The 19,678-nt window shown below is 38.4% G+C and carries 19 protein-coding genes; 16 read left to right on the top strand and 3 right to left on the bottom strand.

Going from position 1 to position 19,678, the window contains the following annotated elements:
- Positions 1 to 93 precede the first annotated feature (93 nt).
- The 10 genes from ACFINR_RS00490 (at position 94) to panB (ending at position 8,990) form a co-directional block, all read left to right on the top strand.
- Positions 94 to 2,319, top strand: coding sequence for a RelA/SpoT family protein (locus ACFINR_RS00490; RefSeq protein ID WP_375631699.1), 2,226 nt, complete (start codon positions 94 to 96; stop codon positions 2,317 to 2,319).
- 16 nt (positions 2,320 to 2,335) lie between these two features.
- Entirely contained in the window at positions 2,336 to 2,914 is a 579-nt protein-coding gene (gene pyrE, locus ACFINR_RS00485; RefSeq protein WP_375652362.1) for an orotate phosphoribosyltransferase, read from the top strand.
- A gap of 93 nt (positions 2,915 to 3,007) precedes the next feature.
- A complete protein-coding gene (locus ACFINR_RS00480) occupies positions 3,008 to 3,616 on the top strand; it encodes a DUF2062 domain-containing protein (RefSeq protein ID WP_375631701.1) in 609 nt (202 codons plus the stop codon).
- Between the two features lie 26 nt (positions 3,617 to 3,642).
- Positions 3,643 to 4,044 (top strand): holo-ACP synthase, encoded by a 402-nt coding sequence (gene acpS, locus ACFINR_RS00475; protein ID WP_375652288.1) that lies wholly within the window; start codon positions 3,643 to 3,645, stop codon positions 4,042 to 4,044.
- Between the two features lie 79 nt (positions 4,045 to 4,123).
- Positions 4,124 to 4,936, top strand: coding sequence for a signal peptidase I (gene lepB, locus ACFINR_RS00470; RefSeq protein ID WP_375611213.1), 813 nt, complete (start codon positions 4,124 to 4,126; stop codon positions 4,934 to 4,936).
- The gene (gene rnc / locus ACFINR_RS00465; protein ID WP_375631703.1) at positions 4,917 to 5,624 is read left to right on the top strand and encodes a ribonuclease III; all 708 of its coding nucleotides are present in this window, start codon (positions 4,917 to 4,919) and stop codon (positions 5,622 to 5,624) included. Before lepB ends, rnc begins: the two co-directional genes overlap by 20 nt.
- Positions 5,617 to 6,519, top strand: a complete 903-nt coding sequence (gene era / locus ACFINR_RS00460; protein ID WP_375631705.1) for a GTPase Era — start codon at positions 5,617 to 5,619, stop codon at positions 6,517 to 6,519. The genes rnc and era overlap by 8 nt, the downstream gene beginning before the upstream one ends.
- A 28-nt stretch (positions 6,520 to 6,547) precedes the next feature.
- Complete coding sequence (recO, locus tag ACFINR_RS00455) at positions 6,548 to 7,294, top strand: DNA repair protein RecO (protein WP_375612947.1); 747 nt, start codon at positions 6,548 to 6,550, stop codon at positions 7,292 to 7,294.
- Between the two features lie 23 nt (positions 7,295 to 7,317).
- Positions 7,318 to 8,178, top strand: coding sequence for a pantoate--beta-alanine ligase (gene panC / locus ACFINR_RS00450; RefSeq protein ID WP_375612946.1), 861 nt, complete (start codon positions 7,318 to 7,320; stop codon positions 8,176 to 8,178).
- Entirely contained in the window at positions 8,175 to 8,990 is an 816-nt protein-coding gene (panB, locus tag ACFINR_RS00445) for a 3-methyl-2-oxobutanoate hydroxymethyltransferase (RefSeq protein WP_375612945.1), read from the top strand. The genes panC and panB overlap by 4 nt, the downstream gene beginning before the upstream one ends.
- 591 nt (positions 8,991 to 9,581) lie before the next feature.
- On the opposite strand, the gene ACFINR_RS00440 is transcribed toward panB, so the two are convergent.
- Complete coding sequence (locus ACFINR_RS00440) at positions 9,582 to 10,199, bottom strand: YfbR-like 5'-deoxynucleotidase (RefSeq protein ID WP_375652287.1); 618 nt, start codon at positions 10,197 to 10,199, stop codon at positions 9,582 to 9,584.
- Complete coding sequence (locus ACFINR_RS00435; protein ID WP_375652286.1) at positions 10,192 to 11,064, bottom strand: YgfZ/GcvT domain-containing protein; 873 nt, start codon at positions 11,062 to 11,064, stop codon at positions 10,192 to 10,194. Before ACFINR_RS00435 ends, ACFINR_RS00440 begins: the two co-directional genes overlap by 8 nt.
- Before the next feature lie 64 nt (positions 11,065 to 11,128).
- On the opposite strand from ACFINR_RS00435, the gene ACFINR_RS00430 reads away from it, so the two are divergent.
- Positions 11,129 to 12,457, top strand: a complete 1,329-nt coding sequence (locus tag ACFINR_RS00430; protein ID WP_375612943.1) for a dihydroorotase — start codon at positions 11,129 to 11,131, stop codon at positions 12,455 to 12,457.
- Between the two features lie 417 nt (positions 12,458 to 12,874).
- Here the strand turns inward: ACFINR_RS00430 and ACFINR_RS00425 are convergent, their stop codons facing one another.
- Complete coding sequence (locus ACFINR_RS00425; protein ID WP_375612942.1) at positions 12,875 to 13,243, bottom strand: TIGR02301 family protein; 369 nt, start codon at positions 13,241 to 13,243, stop codon at positions 12,875 to 12,877.
- Between the two features lie 499 nt (positions 13,244 to 13,742).
- On the opposite strand from ACFINR_RS00425, the gene cysS reads away from it, so the two are divergent.
- The 5 genes from cysS (at position 13,743) to pssA (ending at position 19,636) form a co-directional block, all read left to right on the top strand.
- Positions 13,743 to 15,251, top strand: coding sequence for a cysteine--tRNA ligase (gene cysS, locus ACFINR_RS00420; protein WP_375652285.1), 1,509 nt, complete (start codon positions 13,743 to 13,745; stop codon positions 15,249 to 15,251).
- 50 nt (positions 15,252 to 15,301) lie between these two features.
- Positions 15,302 to 15,973: a DUF421 domain-containing protein gene (locus tag ACFINR_RS00415; protein ID WP_375631812.1), complete on the top strand. Its 672-nt coding sequence runs from the start codon at positions 15,302 to 15,304 to the stop codon at positions 15,971 to 15,973.
- Between the two features lie 115 nt (positions 15,974 to 16,088).
- Positions 16,089 to 17,972, top strand: coding sequence for an ABCB family ABC transporter ATP-binding protein/permease (locus ACFINR_RS00410; protein ID WP_375612940.1), 1,884 nt, complete (start codon positions 16,089 to 16,091; stop codon positions 17,970 to 17,972).
- A gap of 117 nt (positions 17,973 to 18,089) precedes the next feature.
- Complete coding sequence (locus ACFINR_RS00405) at positions 18,090 to 18,788, top strand: phosphatidylserine decarboxylase (protein WP_375612939.1); 699 nt, start codon at positions 18,090 to 18,092, stop codon at positions 18,786 to 18,788.
- An 8-nt stretch (positions 18,789 to 18,796) separates the two neighbouring features.
- Positions 18,797 to 19,636: a CDP-diacylglycerol--serine O-phosphatidyltransferase gene (gene pssA / locus ACFINR_RS00400; RefSeq protein ID WP_375611225.1), complete on the top strand. Its 840-nt coding sequence runs from the start codon at positions 18,797 to 18,799 to the stop codon at positions 19,634 to 19,636.
- Positions 19,637 to 19,678 lie beyond the last annotated feature (42 nt).

The raw sequence follows: 19,678 nt of genomic DNA, 5'->3' as shown, positions 1-19,678 counted from the left end.
TGTCATGTAAGGAGCAATTATTTTTCTTGTCTTTTATTGATAGGACATGTTCAATAAAGATTAGAGGTGTGAAAAGATAAAGGATATGCTCGTATGATGCGTCAGTGTGAGCTTGTTGGACGTGTTCAACGTTACAAGTCTGACGTAGATGAGGCTCTTTTAAACAGGGCCTATGATTATGCAATGAAAAAGCATGCACATCAAAAGCGTGCATCAGGTGATCTTTATTTTTCTCATCCTTTAGAAGTTGCTGCTATTTTGACAGATATGCGGTTGGACGAGGCAACGATTGCTGTTGCTCTTTTGCATGATACAATTGAAGATACAAGCGCTACACGAGCAGAAATTGATCAGCTTTTTGGTTCTGAAATTGGGAAGTTGGTTGAAGGGCTTACAAAGCTTAATAAGCTTGATCTTGTATCAAAGAAAGCTGTACAAGCAGAAAATCTTCGTAAACTTCTTATTGCTATTTCTGATGATGTTCGTGTTCTTTTAGTCAAACTTGCTGATCGTCTTCATAATATGCGTACCCTTGGTGTTATGCGTGATGATAAACGTCGGCGAATTGCTGAGGAGACGATGGATATCTATGCGCCACTTGCAGGTCGTATGGGTATGCAGGATATGCGTGAGGAATTAGAGGATCTCTCTTTCTTTTATTTAAATCCAGAAGGTTATCGTACGATTACCAATCGACTTTCTGAATTATTGAAACACAACCGTGATTTGCTTTCCACAATTGAAAATGAATTGACAAAACTTTTTTTCGAGCATGGCATTAAAGCAGATGTTAAAAGCCGTCAGAAAAAATCTTATTCAGTTTTTCGCAAAATGGAAAGTAAAGCATTATCTTTTGAACAATTATCGGATATTTTTGGATTTCGTGTGATTGTTGAGTCCGTGAATGATTGTTATCGTGCTCTTGGTGTCATTCATACGACATGGCCAATGGTTCCTGGTCGTTTCAAAGATTATATCTCTATACCAAAGCAAAATGATTATCGTTCTATTCATACAACAATTGTTGGCCCTTCAAGACAACGTGTTGAGTTGCAAATTAGAACGGCTGCTATGGATGAAGTTGCTGAATATGGGGTTGCTGCTCATTCCATCTATAAAGAGCATGGTTCCAATTATTCGACTGTGAAGTTATCAAGTGAAACGAATGCCTATGCATGGTTGCGTCAAACGATACAATCTTTGTCTGATGGAGATAATCCAGAAGAGTTTTTAGAACATACAAAACTTGAGCTTTTTCAAGACCAAGTTTTTTGTTTTACGCCGAAAGGTCGATTAATTGCTTTTCCTAAAGGAGCTACGCCTATTGATTTTGCTTATGCCGTCCATACAGACATCGGTGATTCTTGTGTGGGTGTAAAAATCAATGGTCGTATTATGCCTTTAATGACCAAATTAAAAAATGGTGATGAGGTTGATATTATTCGCTCACACGCTCAAATTCCGCCAGCAGCATGGGAATTTCTTGTTGTCACGGGTAAAGCACGTTCAGCTATTCGACGAGCAAGTCGTGCAGCGGTACGTAAACAATATTCGGGTTTAGGATATCGTATTCTCGAGCGTTCATTTGAATATATGGGAAAGCAATTTTCAAAAGACCTTTTGAAGAAAGTTTTGCCACGTTTAGCACGTAAAGATGTAGAGGATGTATTGGCTGCTGTTGGGCGTGGAGAGCTGTTTTCCGCTGATGTGATTAAAGCGGTTTATCCTGATTATCAAGATCACCGTGTGGTACAAAAGTCATCTTTTAGGCCTGGGGAAGAAGGTTGGTTTAATATTGAAAATGCTCAAGGTATGATTTTTAAAGTTCCAGAAAATGAAAAGAATGCAAAGGTCGAGAATCATCAATCTAAAGCATTGCCTATTAGAGGAACCCGTGGAGATATACCCGTACGTTTTTCACCGGAAGGAGCAGTACCTGGAGATCGGATTGTTGGTATTATGCAGCCAGGAGCTGGGATCGTTATTTATCCAATACAGTCTTCAGCTTTGATGGCGTATGATGATCAGCCAGAACGATGGATTGATGTTCGCTGGGATATTGATGCCCAAATGAATGAACGTTTTCCTGCACGGATGAATATTTTGGTTGTAAATAGTCCTGGTTCTTTGGCTGAAATTACACAAATAATTTCTGCTAACGATGCCAATATCCAAAATTTATCTTTTATCCGTACAGCACCAGATTTTACAGAAATTATGATTGATTTGGAAGTGTGGGATTTAAAACATTTGAATCGTATTTTTTCTCAGTTAAAAAAGGCAGGTTCAGTAAGTACAGTACGGCGGGTTCATGGATAAAAAGAAAGATTGTGCAATGAATACACAAGATGTCATTGATATTTTTAGACAAGCAGATGCTATTCTAGAAGGGCATTTTATTTTAACATCGGGGCGCCATAGTGCGACTTATATGCAAAAAGCGAAAGTATTCATGCATGCTAACTTGACGGAAAAGTTATGTCGTGGATTGGCTAAAAAAATCAAAAAATCTATCGAGGGAAAAATTGACTATGTTGTTGGTCCCGCAATTGGTGGTCTTATTCCTTCCTATGAAACTTCACGTCACCTTGGTGTTCCTTCTCTTTGGGTAGAGCGTGTAAATGGCATCTTTGAATTGCGTCGTTTTGAAATCAAGAAGGGTGCACGGGTTGTTATTGTTGAAGATATTGTAACAACGGGTCTTTCCATTCGTGAGACTGTTGAAGCGCTTGTTGCAGCAGGAGCAGAGGTATTGGCCAGTGCATGTATCCTTGATCGTTCTGGTGGTAAGGTCAATGTTGGAGTTCCATTGATTGCGCTTGCTGAATACGAGATAACCTCTTATGCTAGTGATGCACTTCCTGCAGAGCTTTCTGTTCTTCCCGCGATTAAACCAGGCAGTCGAAATATTTAATTGTCGTTCTATTTTTTTTGTGCAAAAGCTTAAAAAGATTAATTTGGATGATATAGATTATTTCATCATCAAAAGATGTATATTGAGAGTCATATGCTTTTTCGTCGTCGAGAACCAATAGATTTTGTAACGCGTATTCGACTTTGGTTATGGCCACGTCGTTCATTTTCTCGCTCATTTTGCTACATACATAAACGTATTTTGCGTATATCAGCAACACCGCATGAAGTAGCATTAGGGGTTGCTGTTGGCGTTTTTTTAGCTTGTTCCCCTTTCTTTGGGCTGCATATTATTTTGGCAATATTTTTTTCTTGGCTTTTGCGTGCAAACTTTGCTGCCGCAATCATTGGGACAATTTTTTCTAATCCACTCACATTTTTATTGATTGTCATGGCTGATTATAAAGTAGGGTATTTTTGTTTATCACTTTTTAGCGATGTCAAAGAGATTTCTCTTTCGCAAATTCGTGCTCTATTTAATGGTTTGACATTGTCAAATCTCTCTCTCCTCTTTAAAGGCGCATGGGACACAATTATGAGTCCTATGATTTTAGGGGGAACTCTTTTAGGTGTTGTTTTTGGTGGTTTATCTTATATAGGTGTTTACAGAGCAACGGTTCGTTTTAAACAAAAGCGATATCAAAAGATTATAAAAAAAAGGCGTTTAAAGAAGCGCTCATCGCCTGTATTAAAACAGAAATAAATTTAAGAAAGATCGGGTAATATCTTATGATTATTGGTCTTGGAAATGATCTGGTTGATATACGACGTATTGAGAAAATGTTGGTTCGTTATGGTGAGCGTTTTATCGAACGTATTTTTACGGATATTGAAAGAAATAGATCTGAAAATCTCAAAAAAAGCTCCTCTTCCTATGCAAAAAGATTTGCTGCTAAAGAAGCATGTGCTAAAGCCTTAGGAACGGGAATCGCTTGTGGTATCAATTGGAAAGACATGGGGGTAGTTAATTTGCCATCTGGTAAACCAATAATGCAATTAACAAATCGTGCGCAAGTGCAACTTCAAAAGTTATTACCTCCTCATCATGATGCAGTTATTCATCTTAGTATAACAGATGATTTTCCTTGGGCACAGGCATTTATTATTATCGAAGCACTTCCACGTGGATAGATGGCATGAGAGATTGTGCTTTTGTTATTTGAATATTATGATGAAAAAAATTATATCTGTGATGAGAAGGCAGTTGGTGATGATCCAAAAAGATAAAGTGCATAAAAAAGAAAAAAAAGGTGGGCTTCGTGAATTTATTTCTGTTTTAATACAGGCTTTGCTTTTAGCAGCGTTTATTCGGACACTTTTTTTCCAGCCGTTTAGTATTCCTTCCGGTTCAATGCGTCCTACTTTGTTGGTGGGAGATTATCTGTTTGTTTCTAAGTATGCATATGGGTATTCTCGTTTTTCCATCCCCTTTTCTCCTCCTCTTTTTTCTGGACGGATTTGGGCATCTCAACCTCAACGTGGAGATGTGGTCGTTTTTCGCTTACCAAGTAATCCGAAGATTGATTATATAAAACGCGTTGTTGGGCTACCAGGTGATCGTATACAAGTCCGTCAAAGTGTCCTTTATATTAATGATGAGGCTGTTTCACGTCACTTTATGGGGGAGATTGATAATTCTGATATAACAGAGGTTAACTATCCTGTTGAGGTTTATCGCGAGACAATGCCTAACGGTGTCAGTTATGATACACTTGATTTAGCTTTCATCCCGAAAGTTGATGATACAGAAGTCTTTGAAGTTCCTCAAGGACATTACTTTATGATGGGAGATAACCGCGACAATTCAGATGATAGTCGTTTAGATGTAGGCTATGTTCCAGAAGAAAATCTTATTGGTCGCGCGAGCGTGATTTTCTTTTCTATCAGTAATGGTTCAAGTGCTTGGCAGATTTGGCGCTGGCCATTTGATGTGCGTTGGAAACGTTTGTTTTCTTTCATAAATACGGTTCATGATTTGCCGCTTATCAAGCAAGGAAACAACGATGAAACGTCTCATGATTGATCAGCTTTTCAAGCTGACGGGGCATCGTTTTAAAGATGAAGAGAGGTTAAAGAAGGCATTAACACACTCGAGTGTACAAGATTCGGAACAGGGGAATTATGAACGACTAGAGTTTCTAGGGGATCGGGTTTTAGGGCTTTTGATTGCAGAGATGCTGTATCAACTTTTTCCTCAGGCAAGTGAAGGTGAATTATCAGTCCGTTTAAATCATCTGGTCAATGCACAGACATGTGCTGATATTGCGCGTGAAATGAGACTTCCTGATATGATCCGTGTTGGTTTTGAGATGAAAAATTTTGAGGGGCGTCGACTTATCAACATGCATGCAGATGTCGTGGAAGCTTTGATTGCCGTAATATATCTCGATGGAGGATTGGAAAGCGTTCGCCCTTTTATTCAAAAATATTGGCAAAGTCGGGCAAAGAAAATGGATGCTGGTCGACGTGATGCCAAGACAGAATTACAGGAATGGGCGCATATCCAAGGCAATGCACAACCACATTATCAGGTTATAAAACGTTCAGGTCCAGATCACGATCCTGTTTTTATTGTAGAGGTCAGTATTTCTGGGTTTGCTTCAGAGATTGGGCAGGGAAGCTCCAAAAGATATGCTGAAAGAATGGCAGCTGAAAAAATTTTGCGACGAGAGGGTGTATGGAAAACAGTGGGAAAAAATGATCATGAGTGACGTTATGAAAACGCGTTCTGGGTTTGTTGTGCTTATTGGGATGCCTAATGCCGGTAAATCGACACTGGTTAATCAATTGGTTGGAACAAAGGTTTCAATTGTAACACATAAGGTACAAACAACACGAACTTTAATCCGCGGTATTGTCATTCATGATGATGTGCAAATTGTGTTGGTCGATACACCGGGTGTTTTTCGTCCCCATAAGCGCTTAGAACGAGCCATGGTCTCTGCTGCTTGGGGAGGGGCTAAGAGCGCTGATGTTCTACTCGTTTTAATTGACGCTCAAAGTGGTCTTTCGGATGAAGTTGATATGATGTTAGATATTGTAAACAATATGAAACAAGAAAAAGTTCTTGTTCTTAATAAGGTTGATACAGTTGTTAAATCATCTCTTCTAGCGTTAACCACTAAAATAAATGAACGTGTAAAGTTTGCGCAAACATTTATGATTTCTGCTCTAAACGGTTCTGGTTGCAAGGATTTACTTCATGCGTTGAGTAACATGATGCAGGAAGGGCCATGGTATTATCCGGAAGATCAAATTTCTGATATGCCTATGCGTCATCTTGCTGCTGAAATTACGCGTGAAAAACTTTTTCTTCGTCTTCATGATGAACTTCCTTATTCCTCAACGGTTGAAACAGAAAACTGGGAAGAGCGTTCAGATGGTTCCGTTAAAATTAATCAAGTTATTTATGTCGAGCGTGAGAGTCAGAAAAAAATTGTCTTAGGAGCAAAAGGCGATACAATTAAAGCGATTGGTCAAGCAGCACGTAAAGAACTCATGGAAATTATGGATCAAAAGGTGCATCTTTTTCTCTTTGTGAAAGTGCGCGATAATTGGGATACCGATCCAGAACGTTATCGTGAAATGGGATTGGATTTTTTTTAATAAGATTTTTAAAAATAATTAAAGTAAAATGAAGTGGAAAGAACAAGCCGTTATACTTGGTACACGCCAATATGGTGAAACAAGTGTTATTCTTGAGATTATGACACGTGAACATGGTCGTTATATGGGAGTGGTAAAAGGGGGGCGCTCGCGTCGCATGGCAGCTCTTCTTCAACCTGGAAATTTTGTGGAGGCTGAATGGTGGGCTCGTTTAGACGAACATTTGGGACTTTTTCGGCTTGAAGCTCTTGATTTACATGCGGCACGATTAATCTGTCTACCAGAAGCACTTTATACTTTGCAATTGATAGCTTTTCATTTGCGGCTTCTTCCCGAACGTGATCCGCACCCCATTTTATATGATATTTTACACCTTTTTATGCAGAATTTTGATGAACCATTTGTAAATGCAGAATTGCTTGTACGTTTTGAAATGCGGCTTCTTGAAGAACTTGGTTTTGGTCTTGATTTATCTTGTTGTGCTGCAACAGGTCGTCAGGAAAGGCTTCATTACGTATCACCAAAATCTGGACGGGCTGTCTGTGAAGAAGCAGGGGAACCTTGGAAAAAAAAGCTTCTCATTCTACCACAGTTTCTTGTACAAAGAACGACTCGTCCTGCTGATTTTAGTGACATAATAAATGGTTTTATACTGACGGGTTTTTTTCTTATGCGTCATGTCTGGGAGCCACGAGATATAAAGCAGCCGTCAGTGCGCATGAATTTGATACAATTGTTTGAGCGTCAATTTGGTGTACAGGCATTAATTGGTTGATCTGATGATAATTGAATGGGAAAATGAGAATTTTAAAGACAATTGCTGAAGTCCGCCAATATACTTCAGAGGAACGACGTTTAGGTTTTTCGATTGGTTTTGTTCCAACAATGGGGGCATTGCATGATGGACATCTTGCATTAGTACAGTATGCAAGAGCAATGTGTGATCGCGTAGTGGTTTCTATTTTTGTCAATCCAAAGCAATTTGGACCTCATGAAGATTTTTCTCAATATCCAAGAGATTTGAAGGGCGATTGTGCTTTGTTAAAAGAAGCAGGTGTTGAATGTGTTTTTGCTCCTTCTGTCGATGAAATGTGGCCACTGGGGAATGATACAATTGTACAAGTGAAAAAATTATCACGTATTTTGATGGGAAAATTACGTCCGGGGCATTTTTGTGGTGTAACAAGCGTTGTTGCTAAACTTTTTAACATTGTCCAACCAGATAAGGCTTTTTTTGGGGAAAAAGATTTTCAACAAATTTTAATTATTCGGCGTATGGTTGAAGATTTGGCTTTTCCTATTGAAATCGTTGGAGTTCCTATTCTACGGGAGTCAGATGGTGTAGCGTGTTCTTCACGCAATCAGCTTTTAACATTAGAAGATCGTAAAGCTGCCAAAATTATTCCTGAAAGTGGAAAAGCTGCTGAAAAGCTTTATCATGAAGGTGAACGGTCGGTTGATAAATTATGCAAAACTGTTCGTGATATTTTACAACAAGAAACGCGTGCAATCATTGAAGCGATAGATTTACGGGATATGGAAACTTTATGCGTGGTTAAAGGAACATTGAATAAACCAGCAGTTTTACTTCTTACTGTCCGCTTTGGTGAGATAAGGCTGATTGATCAATATATATTGCAAGAGAAGGGTGGAAAATGAGTGTACATAAAACCGTAAAGCGTATAACATCTTCCGAAATACGTGCACGAAAGGGACAACAGCCAATTGTTTCTTTAACAGCTTATCAAGCTTATACTGCGCGGATTGCTGATCCATATTGCGATATCCTTTTGGTTGGTGATAGCGTTGGGATGGTTGTGTATGGGTTTGAGACAACGCTTCCTGTTAATTTAGATATGATGATTTCACACGGGAAAGCCGTGGTGCGTGGATCTCAAAAAGCTCTTGTTGTTATTGATATGCCTTTTGGTTCTTATGAGGAAAGTCCAGAGCAAGCTTTTTTAAATGCATCGCGCATTCTTGCACAAACGGGGTGTGGTGCAGTTAAGCTTGAAGGGGGCGTTTATATAGCCGAAACAGTAGATTTTTTGTGTAAACGTGGCATTCCAGTGATGGGGCATATCGGTCTTACACCCCAAGCAATGAATCGTTTTGGTGGTTTTAAAACACAAGGACGCAAGGAGAATGATTGGCAAAGAATTGAAGCAGATGGAGCAGCGATTGAAGAGGCAGGTGCTTTTGCTGTTGTTTTAGAAGCAATGGTTGAACCTTTAGCGGTGAAACTGACAGATAAGCTTTCTATCCCTACGATCGGTATAGGGGCGTCCAATCAATGTGATGGGCAAGTATTGGTTATGGAAGATATGTTGGGCTATGGTTCTCATGTGCCAAAATTTGTACGCCGTTATGGAGACCTTGAACAAGCCATGGAAACTGCAATAAAGAATTATGCAGAGGATGTCACATCTCGTGCTTTCCCAGCGGATAATGAAGTTTATAAACTAAAATAAACTTCAGTTTAAGATGAAAGGTTTGACAAGAGAACATTTGTTATTTTGATAATGAATGTGCATTTTTAATATATTTTATATGCAATTTGAACTGTGATTTTTTCCATTTCTTTAATGAAGTCACGCCTCTCATGCAAAACAGAACGCCATTGGGTCGCTAATTCACATGCTTTTTTAAAGAAAGCTTTCTTAAGGTACCCAACCTATTTCGCGACGGCGTTCGTGAATAGTATAGTGGTAAGTCCCTTATGAAGTGTATAAAATTTATAGAGTACTCCCGTCTTTACGCTTCATAAGAGAGCAAGCCGGCATCATCACACACTTTGCCAATTTTCAATGCTGCGACAGCGCTTAGCACTTGAGATGGTTCATAAGAAGCATTTTAACTCTTTCTTTAAAAAATTTTACCCACACGCCAGACCCGCTTGTGGTGTGCAAGAGAATGATTTTGATTGATTCAATATAAACAGATTTGAAATGAGTGAAGCTTACGATATTAGGAGCTCTCATTCAAAATGAAAAAACAATGAATTATTATTATAAGTCAGTGTGATGATTCTGTAATGACAAGGAATCAACAATGCGAAGAGTCTATAATCTTTGGGCATCCAAGTCATTAAAGCGCGCTAAAAATGCGTTTTCAATGTGTTGTGTAGAATAAGGGGATAAATTAAGATCATCGGGTAGAATATTATTGGGAAAGCCAAAATAGCGAAGGGCTTCTTCTGTATTAAATCCAGCAAGCGTAATCGCTTCATAATAGGCAGCAATACAGTCGGCTTGTTTAATTTTTTTTAAAAGTTTTTGAGAAAGATCAACGGGAAGAGAAAAGCGCATGTGGATAGCATCTTGGATGCGCTTTTCAACGCGTTCATATTGTTTTCCTATGACAGCTTTAAAAGGGGAAATCATATCGCCGATGACATATTCTGGAGCATCATGAAGAAGGGCATAAAGACATTCGTTGCTTCCCGATTGTGGAAAAAGTTTTTGAAATATTTGTTCAACCAAAAGTGAATGTTGTGCAACAGAATAGGCATGCTCTCCTCGTGTTTGACCGTTCCAACGTGCCACGCGAGAAAGTCCATGGGCAATATCTTCAATTTCAACATCAAAAGGAGACGGGTTGAGAAGATCAAGTCGCCTTCCAGAGAGCATCCTTTGCCAAGCGCGGGCTTCTCCATTTTTTAATAATTCAGCTTTAGCCATGAGTGTTTTCTATAGTATTTTCAGGAAAGGTAAAATTCATATTTTCAGCAATGCTTATAGTGACAGGAATGTTTTTTACAGTAAAGGGGATGTTATGATCCATAGCATCTTTGACGTGGTCAATACGCATTAAAGCAAGAGCCTCATTTTCTACACATGTTCCCAAGTAGCCAAGCACTTTTGTTCCTGCTTCAATGCTAGATTGAGGGGTTAATTTACACTGGCCTTTTACAATAAAAATACGGCGATGTGCTGCACGGCGGTGGTGCATTCGTGAAACAATTTCTTGTCCAATATAACATCCTTTATTGAATGCAAGTCCATTGATTTGATCGTAATTAATATCATGAGGAAAGACTTTGCCAATTTCATAGTCTTGATCACTTTCCGCAATTGCATAACGGATACGCAATTGATTCCATGTGTCATGATATTCTGAAGTTAAAAAAGGTTTTTTGCCATAGATTCGTATTATTTTTTCTTTTTGTGGGAAGCGTTTATCAACAAAACTTGAATCAAAATTTAAAGCATCTGATTCATTATTCAAAGAAACTGTAACAAGCTCTTGGAATGGTTGTGTAATTTCTACTTTTTTGCGCAGCTTATAGAGCAACAGACGCTTATGGAGCGTATCAGCTAAAGGCATCCTGATATCAATCAGGTAACCATCTTCTTTTTTTCCGATAAGAAAATCAGCAAGAACCTTTCCTTGTGGGGATAAAAGGGCTCCAGGGAAAAGTTCCTGTGGACTGATTTTTTTTACATCTGTCGTGATCAGGGATTGTAGAAAATCTGTTGCTTCTTCGCCTGTAATTTGAATAAGTCCGCGGTTTTTTAAGCAAATGGCATTTTGTTTTTCAATCATGGTTCTTGCCTTTCTGCTCAAAGTTACATAATCGATAAGTGAGCAATATGTAAGGAGCGTGGTTATGTTTAAAACATTTGATACAATTTTTAAAGGTGCAACACTTGTGAATCATGATGGAAGAAGCAAGCGTGATATTGGTATTACAAATGGTCGTATTGCTGAAATAGGCGACCTTACATGTGCATCGGCTAGTGAGGTCATTGATTGTACGGGGCTTCATATTTTACCAGGAATTATTGATAGCCAAGTGCATTTTCGTGAGCCAGGAAATGAATATAAGGAGGATTTGGAAAGTGGCTCGTATTCTGCTGTGTTAGGGGGTGTTACGGCAGTTTTTGAAATGCCTAATACCAATCCATTGACAACATCAGAAGAAACATTAAGCGATAAGGTTCAACGCGCATTTCATCGAATGCATTGTGATTTTGCATTTTGGGTTGGAGGAACGCGTGAAAATGCTCATGAACTATCTGAATTAGAAAGACTTCCTGGTGCGGCTGGAATTAAAGTCTTTATGGGGTCCTCTACCGGTGATCTTTTGGTTGATGATGATGAAAGTGTACGCCTTATTTTGAAGAATACACGCCGTCGTGCGGCTTTTCATTCTGAAGATGAGGCGAGGCTCAAAGAGCGTAAAATATTGCGTATTGAAGGGGATGCATCGTCACATCCGATTTGGCGTGATGAAGTTGCGGCATTAAAATGTACGCAGCGTTTGGTAAAAATTGCTCATGAGACGAAGGCTCGGATTCATGTGTTACATCTTTCGACAGAAGAAGAAATTGATTTTCTAAAAAAACATAAGGATGTTGCAACAATTGAAGTGACACAACATCATTTGACGCTCACGGCTGATGATTATAAGAAGTTTGGTACATTAATTCAGATGAATCCGCCTATTCGTGAGCCGCGCCACCGTGACGCTCTTTGGTACGGTGTTCAACAAGGAATTATTGATGTCTTAGGTTCAGATCATGCGCCTCATACTCTTGAAGAAAAACTTCAACCTTATCCCTCTTCACCTTCAGGTATGACAGGCGTGCAAACAACAGCAGCAATTATGTTGACACATGTGAATGCAGGAAAAATATCTCTTGAACGTTTTGTTGATCTCACTTCACATGGCCCTAGTCGTATTTTTGGTATAAGTTGTAAAGGGCGCATTGCTGTTGGGTTTGATGCTGATTTAACCATTGTTGATCTTAAGCGAGAGGAAATTATTACGAATAGCTTAATTGGTTCTCGCGCCGGTTGGACACCTTATGATGGTCAAAAAGTTAAAGGTTGGCCTGTTGGGACTATTATCCGTGGTATGCGCGTTATGTGGGAAGGTGAAATTGTCACACCTTCACAAGGAGAGCCTGTTAAATTTATGGAAACTTTGGTGTAAACAGATTAAAATTATAAGTATGCCGTAAAATACCATCCTTTAGAGTGGTGATATAGGGTATGTCAGCCTCTTTGATACATAAGTGTTTTTTTTATGCGTGGTGAATATTCTTAGGCTTGTTTGTAGAAACTATGCAGCAAATTACATGTGTTAGAAGCCAAGAGAAACCTTGTTCAACAAGAACCTAGATTATTTACAGAGCAAATTTAGTTAAAAATCTTTGTCCGTTAAAGTGTGGGGAGGAAGCCAAAGAACAGTTTTGTATGGGGAAAAAGGCGCATATGAATAAAAGCGTATCAAGACATTATTCTTTAAACGTCTCTCTATTTTCAGAGCTGGTTTATTGCTCCCCGCATTTGTGAAAGGAGTATCATTGATATCGCTAAGATTGAGAGAGCTACTTTTTGTATAGATTAATTATTTATAATGCATGAGGAGGTTTTCAGATAAAATTCTTCCTTCCTCAATGTATCTTTGGTTGGCTTCAATGGCTGCTTGTGTACAATGATGATAATTTTCTGAGAAAGCACGATACGCTTCATTAAACGCTTCATAAAAATAAGCACGTCTTTGTGGAATGGGGCGTTCTGCTTCAATCAGTGCATTCATATAGTCATACCATTGGTTTGTTGGAGGCTCGCAAAGATTTTGGAGAGAATGCAATGATCCCAAAATTTCTGCTAGTCGGAGTAATTTTTTTTCATAAGGTGGAGATTGTTGTGCAAAGGTTGGCATTGAAATGACAAGAAATATTAAAATAATGATGTTCATCAATCTATACCGCATTATTTTTATTGCTTTCTTTGAATAAAAATCTGTAAAGATAAAATAATTTTGTCATGAGAACGGTGTAAAAAAATAAAGTTAATTGCTACATTATTCTCAATTATTGATTATAAAATATAGGGCGTAAGAGGCAGTAAGGAACCCATTGTGGAATATTGAAAATACTGACGAAGCTTTGTGTGGTTAAAAATTTAAGATTTTCTGCCTGCAAGCTATCTATTTTTCACATAGATTTATATTGTATTGCCTATAGATTTTTTTCTAAGCTCATTTTCTTTAAGGAGAGAACGCATCTCTAATGATAGAACGCTTTTGTCCAATCAAATAAAATAGATTGTTTTTATGATAAACGATGAATACAGCCGTAAATACAATGGGAAAATGGTAAGAAGAATTTACTATAAGATACAAGTTTTTAGCTTAAACCGCGTAATACAATGATTTGAGATAAGATACATCTAAAAGGATCGGTGCATAATATCGTCCATGGAGTCAATAAATGAAAGAGTTGCGATTTTATAATACGCTAACACGTAAAAAAGAAAAATTTACACCAATAGATGCGACAAGAGTACGCCTTTATGTTTGTGGACCGACAATTTATGATTATGCGCATATAGGAAATGCACGTCCTGTTATTGTTTTTGATATTTTATTTCGCTTATTGCGTCATGTTTATGGCAATGAGCATGTTCTATATGCACGTAATATTACAGATGTCGATGATAAAATTAATGCACGAGCAGCTAGCGAATATCCAAACGTATCATTGAATGAGGCTATTCGTCACTTAACAGAACGTACATATTCTCAGTTTCAACAAGATACCATAGCACTTGGTTGTCTGTTGCCAACCAGTCAGCCACGCGCCACTGAGCATTTAGAGGAGATGCGCTCTTTAATTGAAAGGTTGCTTGAAAAGGGGCACGCTTATGAAGCCGAAAATCATATATTATTTTCTGTAAGTAGCATAAAAAATCCTCCCCATTATGGGGCATTTGCAAATCGTTCTTTAGATGAAATGAGGGCGGGGGCGCGTATCGATGTTGCTGCTTATAAAAGGGAAGAGATGGATTTTGTTTTGTGGAAGCCTTCTGTGGAAGGAGAACCAGGTTGGAAATCACCGGGCGGAATTCCTGTTTTAGGTCGTCCAGGTTGGCATATTGAATGTTCTGCAATGTCAATGGCAAAGTTATTAGCGCCCTATGGCGGTGGTTTAACCTGTGATGATCCGACCGCCAATGTTTTTGATATCCATGGTGGTGGAATTGATTTAATTTTTCCTCATCATGAAAATGAGATTGCACAAAGTTGTTCAGCTTTTGGGACGGAGCGAATGGCTAATTTTTGGATGCATAATGGTTTTTTACAAGTTGAAGGCAAAAAGATGTCGAAAAGCTTTGGCAATTTCATAACTATTCGTTCTGTTTTAGAGAGTAATTTGGGGGAGTTTAATGGTATTTTAGCCGATGAAATGAAGCAAAATTGGGCTGGTTTGTCTGCGCGTTTTTCGATGTTGCAAACGCATTATCGTGAACCATTAAATTGGACAGCACAGCGTTTAATACAATCGAGCAGCGAACTGTATCGTTGGTATGAATGGCTTCGCAGCAAAAAGAGTGAGATGAAAAACAATGAAGCAATTGATGATACTTTGATAGATGCACTTAGTGATGATCTTAATACTCCAAAAGCACTGACTCTTTTGCGAAAATTTTATAAAGAAGGAAATGCTTTGGCTCTTCTGAATGGGATGAATTTATTAGGACTGTTAAGACAAGAATGGATTAAAGAAATAGATTGCCCATTATTTATGAGAAAAACTTTCCTTGATACAAAATTTATTGATCAGCGCATTGCCGAAAGACTAAGACTTATCCATAATAAAGAGTGGGAAGCTGCGGATACAATTCGTGATGAGCTTGCAGCCGAGGGGGTTCTTTTAAAAGACAGTAAGGATCCGCAGAGTGGTGAGCGCATAACTGTGTGGGAAATAAAGCGACACTAAAGCGACACTAATGTCTCTATTCCAGCAGCTCCATAAAAAAGGAGAATATGATGGAATTTTTATATCATTATGGGTATGTTGCACTAAAACTAGTTGTAGGACTTATCGCTTTCCTCTTGATTTTAAGAACCACAGGTCGTGGTAGTCTTAGTCAAATGACGCCAGTTGATTTGGTAAGTAATTTTGTCATGGGAAGTATTATTGGAGGCGTTATTTATAGTCCGGATGTTAGCAGTATTCAATTGTTGATTGTCTTATTTATTTGGCAGACTTTAGTCACATCTCTTAATTTTCTGATGCGCTATTCAGTTTTTTTTCGTCGTCTCATTGCAGGACGACATATTGCATTGGTTTTAGATGGAGTATTTCAAGTGGATAAGATTAAAAAATTAGGTATCAGTGTGAATGATCTGATTACAATGTTGCGCATTAAAGGCTGTAGTTTACATGAAGCTGCTTTCGTTCGTTTAGAAACCAATGGCGATTGTTCCGTTATTAAAAAGGAAGAAGGAAAGAAGTCTATCATTTTAATACAAAATGGTGAAATTCTTGATAAGGGGCTGAAAGAGATTGGTAAAACAAGAAAGTGGCTTCATGCAGAACTGAAAAAAAAGCGTGTAAAGTCTGAGAATTTATTTGCGGCAGAGTGGTATGAAAATACAGATCCAAATAATAAATTGTATAGTGGATTATTTCTTGTTCCTTTTTCAAAAACAGTCTAACTTCAAAAAACGGGTAGGTATAGCTTATTGGAAGCCGTAATGAAGAGATGAATCTATAAATAACCACAGAGGGTATTTTGCCTGTTTGTGCGGATGATAGAGAAGTAAGGACTTTATGAAACGCAATGAAATGACAAAAACTGTATCATCAGATACAGGGAAGACTCTGCACACACTTTACAATTTATGGCCCTATATGTGGCCGGTAGGGCGGCGTGATCTAAAAATGCGTGTGCTATGGGCAATATTTTATCTTGTTTTGGCTAAGCTCGTTCTCATATCTGTACCGTATTTATTTAAATATTCTACGAATGTGCTTGATTCAAGCTTTCAGCTACCTGAATGGTTCCCATCCAGTTGGATTATTCCCATCATGCTCGTTTTGGCATACAATGTCGCGCGTATTATGCAGGCTGGATTAAATCAATTACGCGATTCCCTGTTTGCCACTGTTGGTCAATACGCTGTTCGTCAATTAGCTTATAAAACCTTTGTACATATGCATGAGTTATCTTTGCGATTTCATTTGGAACGCCGAACAGGTGGGCTTTCTCGTGTGATTGAGCGTGGAACAAAAGGAATTGAAGCGATCGTAAGATTTTCAATTCTTAGTACAGTACCGACAGTTTTAGAATTTATATTAACGGCACTGGTATTTTACATAAGTTATGGGTGGCATTATCTTCTCATCGTTGTTGCAACGGTTGGATTATATATCTTGTTTACCATTAAGGCGAGTGATTGGCGTATTCGTATTCGGCAAAAAATGAATACAGCGGATACTGAGGCGAATACTCGCGCTGTTGATTCTCTTTTGAATTTTGAAACGGTCAAATATTTTGGTAATGAAACTCTAGAAGCCGATCGTTTTGATGCTTCTATGGTAGGTTATGAAAAAGCCGCAACAAAGATTTGGACATCTTTAAGCTGGCTTAATTTTGGTCAGACTCTTATCTTTGGTATTGGAATGACGATCATGATGCTGATGTCAGCTTATGAAGTTTTTTATAAGACACAAACTTTAGGAGATTTTGTTTTTATTAATGCGCTTTTAATGCAACTTTCCATTCCACTAAATTTTATTGGTTCAATGTATCGTGATATTCGACAAGGTTTAACGGATATTGAAGCAATGTTTGATCTTTTAGATGTTCAGAAAGAGATCGTTGATAAATCGGATGCTAAACCGTTAGAGATAAGCGATGGGACCATTTGTTTTCATCAGGTAAAGTTTTCCTATGATTCGAGACGTCAGATTCTCAGAGATATTGATTTTGAAGTTCCTGGAGGAAAAACAGTCGCTATTGTCGGTCCATCAGGTGCCGGTAAATCTACTATTTCTCGGTTGCTTTTTCGGTTTTATGATGTTGATGCAGGCTCTATCACAATTGATGGGCAGGATATTCGTGACGTAACACAAAAGAGTTTGCGTGAAGCGATTGGCATGGTCCCACAAGATACGGTGTTATTTAATGATACAATTGCCTATAATATTTGCTATGGGCGTCCAAGTGCTACAGATGAAGAGATGCGCAAAGCTGCTGAAATGGCACAAATATCAAAATTTATTGAAATTTTACCGGAAGGTTTTCAGTCTATGGTAGGAGAGCGAGGTCTCAAATTATCAGGTGGTGAAAAACAACGCGTGGCTATTGCACGGACACTTTTAAAAGCTCCTCCACTTCTTATTCTAGATGAAGCAACGGCGGCTCTTGATACGGCGACGGAACAGGAAATTCAACAAGCATTGGATATTGTAAGCCGTGGACGTACAACATTGATTATTGCGCACCGTCTTTCTACTGTTATCAATGCGGATGAAATTTTAGTTCTTAAAAGTGGTCGTATTATTGAAAATGGGACGCATACAGAGCTTTTACGCAAGAAAGGTCTCTATGCTTCAATGTGGAATAAGCAGCTTGAAGCATCGCAAGCGGAAGAAAAATTACGTAAAATGCGTGAAGAAGATGAGACGAGTGTTGTTAATCGTAAAAAATAAATAGAGCAAAATGTAATCTATATCTTTATATGGAGTGATTGATTAAATACATAAAAAGACACAAGAGGAACAAAAAGCTTTGTTGCTTGTTTAAGTTTACGATGAATAGGAAATTATATGAGTATTCTGCAATCTTTCCATAATAGCTTTGTAACGGTTCATAAAGAAGGTTATCCTTTTATTGTAGCGTTTTTTGTTATTTCGCTCATTCTTGGTTGGATATGGAGTCCGTTGTTTTGGTTTGGTCTCGTTCTCACGGTGTGGTGTGTATACTTTTTCCGTGATCCAGATCGTGTGATCCCTTTGAATTCAAATTGGGTTATGTCGCCTGCAGATGGGCGTATTTCATTTGTGGAATCATGTGTTCCACCTGAAGAATTAGGATTAGGGAAAGATGAAATGATCCGTATTTCCATTTTTATGGATGTTTTTTCATGCCATATTAATCGTATTCCTATCAGTGGTACAGTAGAGTCTATCGTTTATCATCCAGGTCGATTTACCAATGCTGACTTTGATAAAGCTAGTCAGTTTAATGAGCGTAATGGGGTGGTAATTGATAGCAAACATGGTAAAATTGGTGTCGTACAAATAGCGGGAATGGTTGCGCGCCGGATTGTTTGCTGGTCAAAAGAAAACGATGCCGTTATGACTGGTGAGCGATTTGGATTGATTCGTTTTGGTTCTCGCCTTGATGTTTATATACCAACTGAAATGAAATTGCGTGTTGCAGTTGGACAGACAGCAATTGCTGGAGAAACAGTTTTGGGTTCTTTTGATGATAAGAGTGCCACAACGGACTTCAGATACGATTAGGACTCACAATGAAAAATTTTTCGCCATTTTCTTCATTCAATCCTGAGGGGCAGCATGATGATGTTGCAAATCGGCGGCGTTCACCTACATCAATGCGGTATGTCATTCCTAATATCATTACTATTTTAGCAATTTGTGCAGGGATGAGCAGCATTCGTTTGGCTTTTGAACATCGCTATGAAGCTGCTATTTTAATGGTGCTTTTGGCCGCAGTTTTAGATGGTGCTGATGGTCGCATTGCCCGTTTAATAGATGGTAGTTCATCTTTTGGGGCACAGATGGATTCTCTTGCTGATGTTATAAATTTTGGTGTTACCCCTGCACTCATTGTTTATTCTTTTATCTTGAATCAAGCGAATCATATTGGGTGGGTTGCTGCCCTTGTTTATTGTGTTGCTTGTTGTTTGCGATTAGCACGTTTTAATGTGATGTTAGATAACCCCAATATACCTAAGTGGCAGAGAAGTTATTTTGTTGGTGTTCCAGCACCAGCAGGAGCATTATTACTTTTATTGCCTACCTATTTAGGCACTCTTGGTTTGGTCCCCAATTGGGGGTGGGCATTATTTTTTAGTCTTTATACTGTAATTATTGCTTTTCTTTTGATTAGTCGTTTACCGGTATGGAATGCAAAAACAATTGATCAAAATTTAAGGCGCGATATCGTTATACCTTGCATGTTGGTCATTGTTATTTATGTCGGTTTTCTTGCGACTTACACATGGGAAACTTTATTGATTACAGCTGTTAGCTATATGATTTTTCTCCCTTGTAGTTTTATCGCTTATAATAAACGTGCTACTTTAGAAGAGAAAAAGGCTGATGCTAAAGCTATCCAAGAATTATAAAGTGCTTCATTCTTCTGTCGAAAAGCACAGGAAAAAGAGAGA

Origin of the sequence: Bartonella sp. AP19HLJMH (genome assembly GCF_042196245.1) — a bacterium.
Taxonomy (GTDB): Bacteria; Pseudomonadota; Alphaproteobacteria; order Rhizobiales; family Rhizobiaceae; genus Bartonella.
Note: the sequence above shows the minus strand (reverse complement) of the source record. Positions and strands in the feature narration are given on the sequence as shown.

Coding starts and splice junctions, on each gene's coding strand:
- ACFINR_RS00410 (WP_375612940.1), top strand. CDS start 16,089: ATGAAACGCAATGAAATGACAAAAACTGTATCATCAGATACAGGGAAG.
- ACFINR_RS00425 (WP_375612942.1), bottom strand. CDS start 13,243: ATGCGGTATAGATTGATGAACATCATTATTTTAATATTTCTTGTCATT.
- ACFINR_RS00415 (WP_375631812.1), top strand. CDS start 15,302: ATGGAATTTTTATATCATTATGGGTATGTTGCACTAAAACTAGTTGTA.
- pssA (WP_375611225.1), top strand. CDS start 18,797: ATGAAAAATTTTTCGCCATTTTCTTCATTCAATCCTGAGGGGCAGCAT.
- panC (WP_375612946.1), top strand. CDS start 7,318: ATGAGAATTTTAAAGACAATTGCTGAAGTCCGCCAATATACTTCAGAG.
- rnc (WP_375631703.1), top strand. CDS start 4,917: ATGAAACGTCTCATGATTGATCAGCTTTTCAAGCTGACGGGGCATCGT.
- ACFINR_RS00405 (WP_375612939.1), top strand. CDS start 18,090: ATGAGTATTCTGCAATCTTTCCATAATAGCTTTGTAACGGTTCATAAA.
- ACFINR_RS00430 (WP_375612943.1), top strand. CDS start 11,129: ATGTTTAAAACATTTGATACAATTTTTAAAGGTGCAACACTTGTGAAT.
- recO (WP_375612947.1), top strand. CDS start 6,548: ATGAAGTGGAAAGAACAAGCCGTTATACTTGGTACACGCCAATATGGT.
- era (WP_375631705.1), top strand. CDS start 5,617: ATGAGTGACGTTATGAAAACGCGTTCTGGGTTTGTTGTGCTTATTGGG.
- ACFINR_RS00490 (WP_375631699.1), top strand. CDS start 94: ATGATGCGTCAGTGTGAGCTTGTTGGACGTGTTCAACGTTACAAGTCT.
- ACFINR_RS00480 (WP_375631701.1), top strand. CDS start 3,008: ATGCTTTTTCGTCGTCGAGAACCAATAGATTTTGTAACGCGTATTCGA.
- acpS (WP_375652288.1), top strand. CDS start 3,643: ATGATTATTGGTCTTGGAAATGATCTGGTTGATATACGACGTATTGAG.
- lepB (WP_375611213.1), top strand. CDS start 4,124: ATGATCCAAAAAGATAAAGTGCATAAAAAAGAAAAAAAAGGTGGGCTT.
- pyrE (WP_375652362.1), top strand. CDS start 2,336: ATGAATACACAAGATGTCATTGATATTTTTAGACAAGCAGATGCTATT.
- ACFINR_RS00435 (WP_375652286.1), bottom strand. CDS start 11,064: ATGATTGAAAAACAAAATGCCATTTGCTTAAAAAACCGCGGACTTATT.
- panB (WP_375612945.1), top strand. CDS start 8,175: ATGAGTGTACATAAAACCGTAAAGCGTATAACATCTTCCGAAATACGT.
- ACFINR_RS00440 (WP_375652287.1), bottom strand. CDS start 10,199: ATGGCTAAAGCTGAATTATTAAAAAATGGAGAAGCCCGCGCTTGGCAA.
- cysS (WP_375652285.1), top strand. CDS start 13,743: ATGAAAGAGTTGCGATTTTATAATACGCTAACACGTAAAAAAGAAAAA.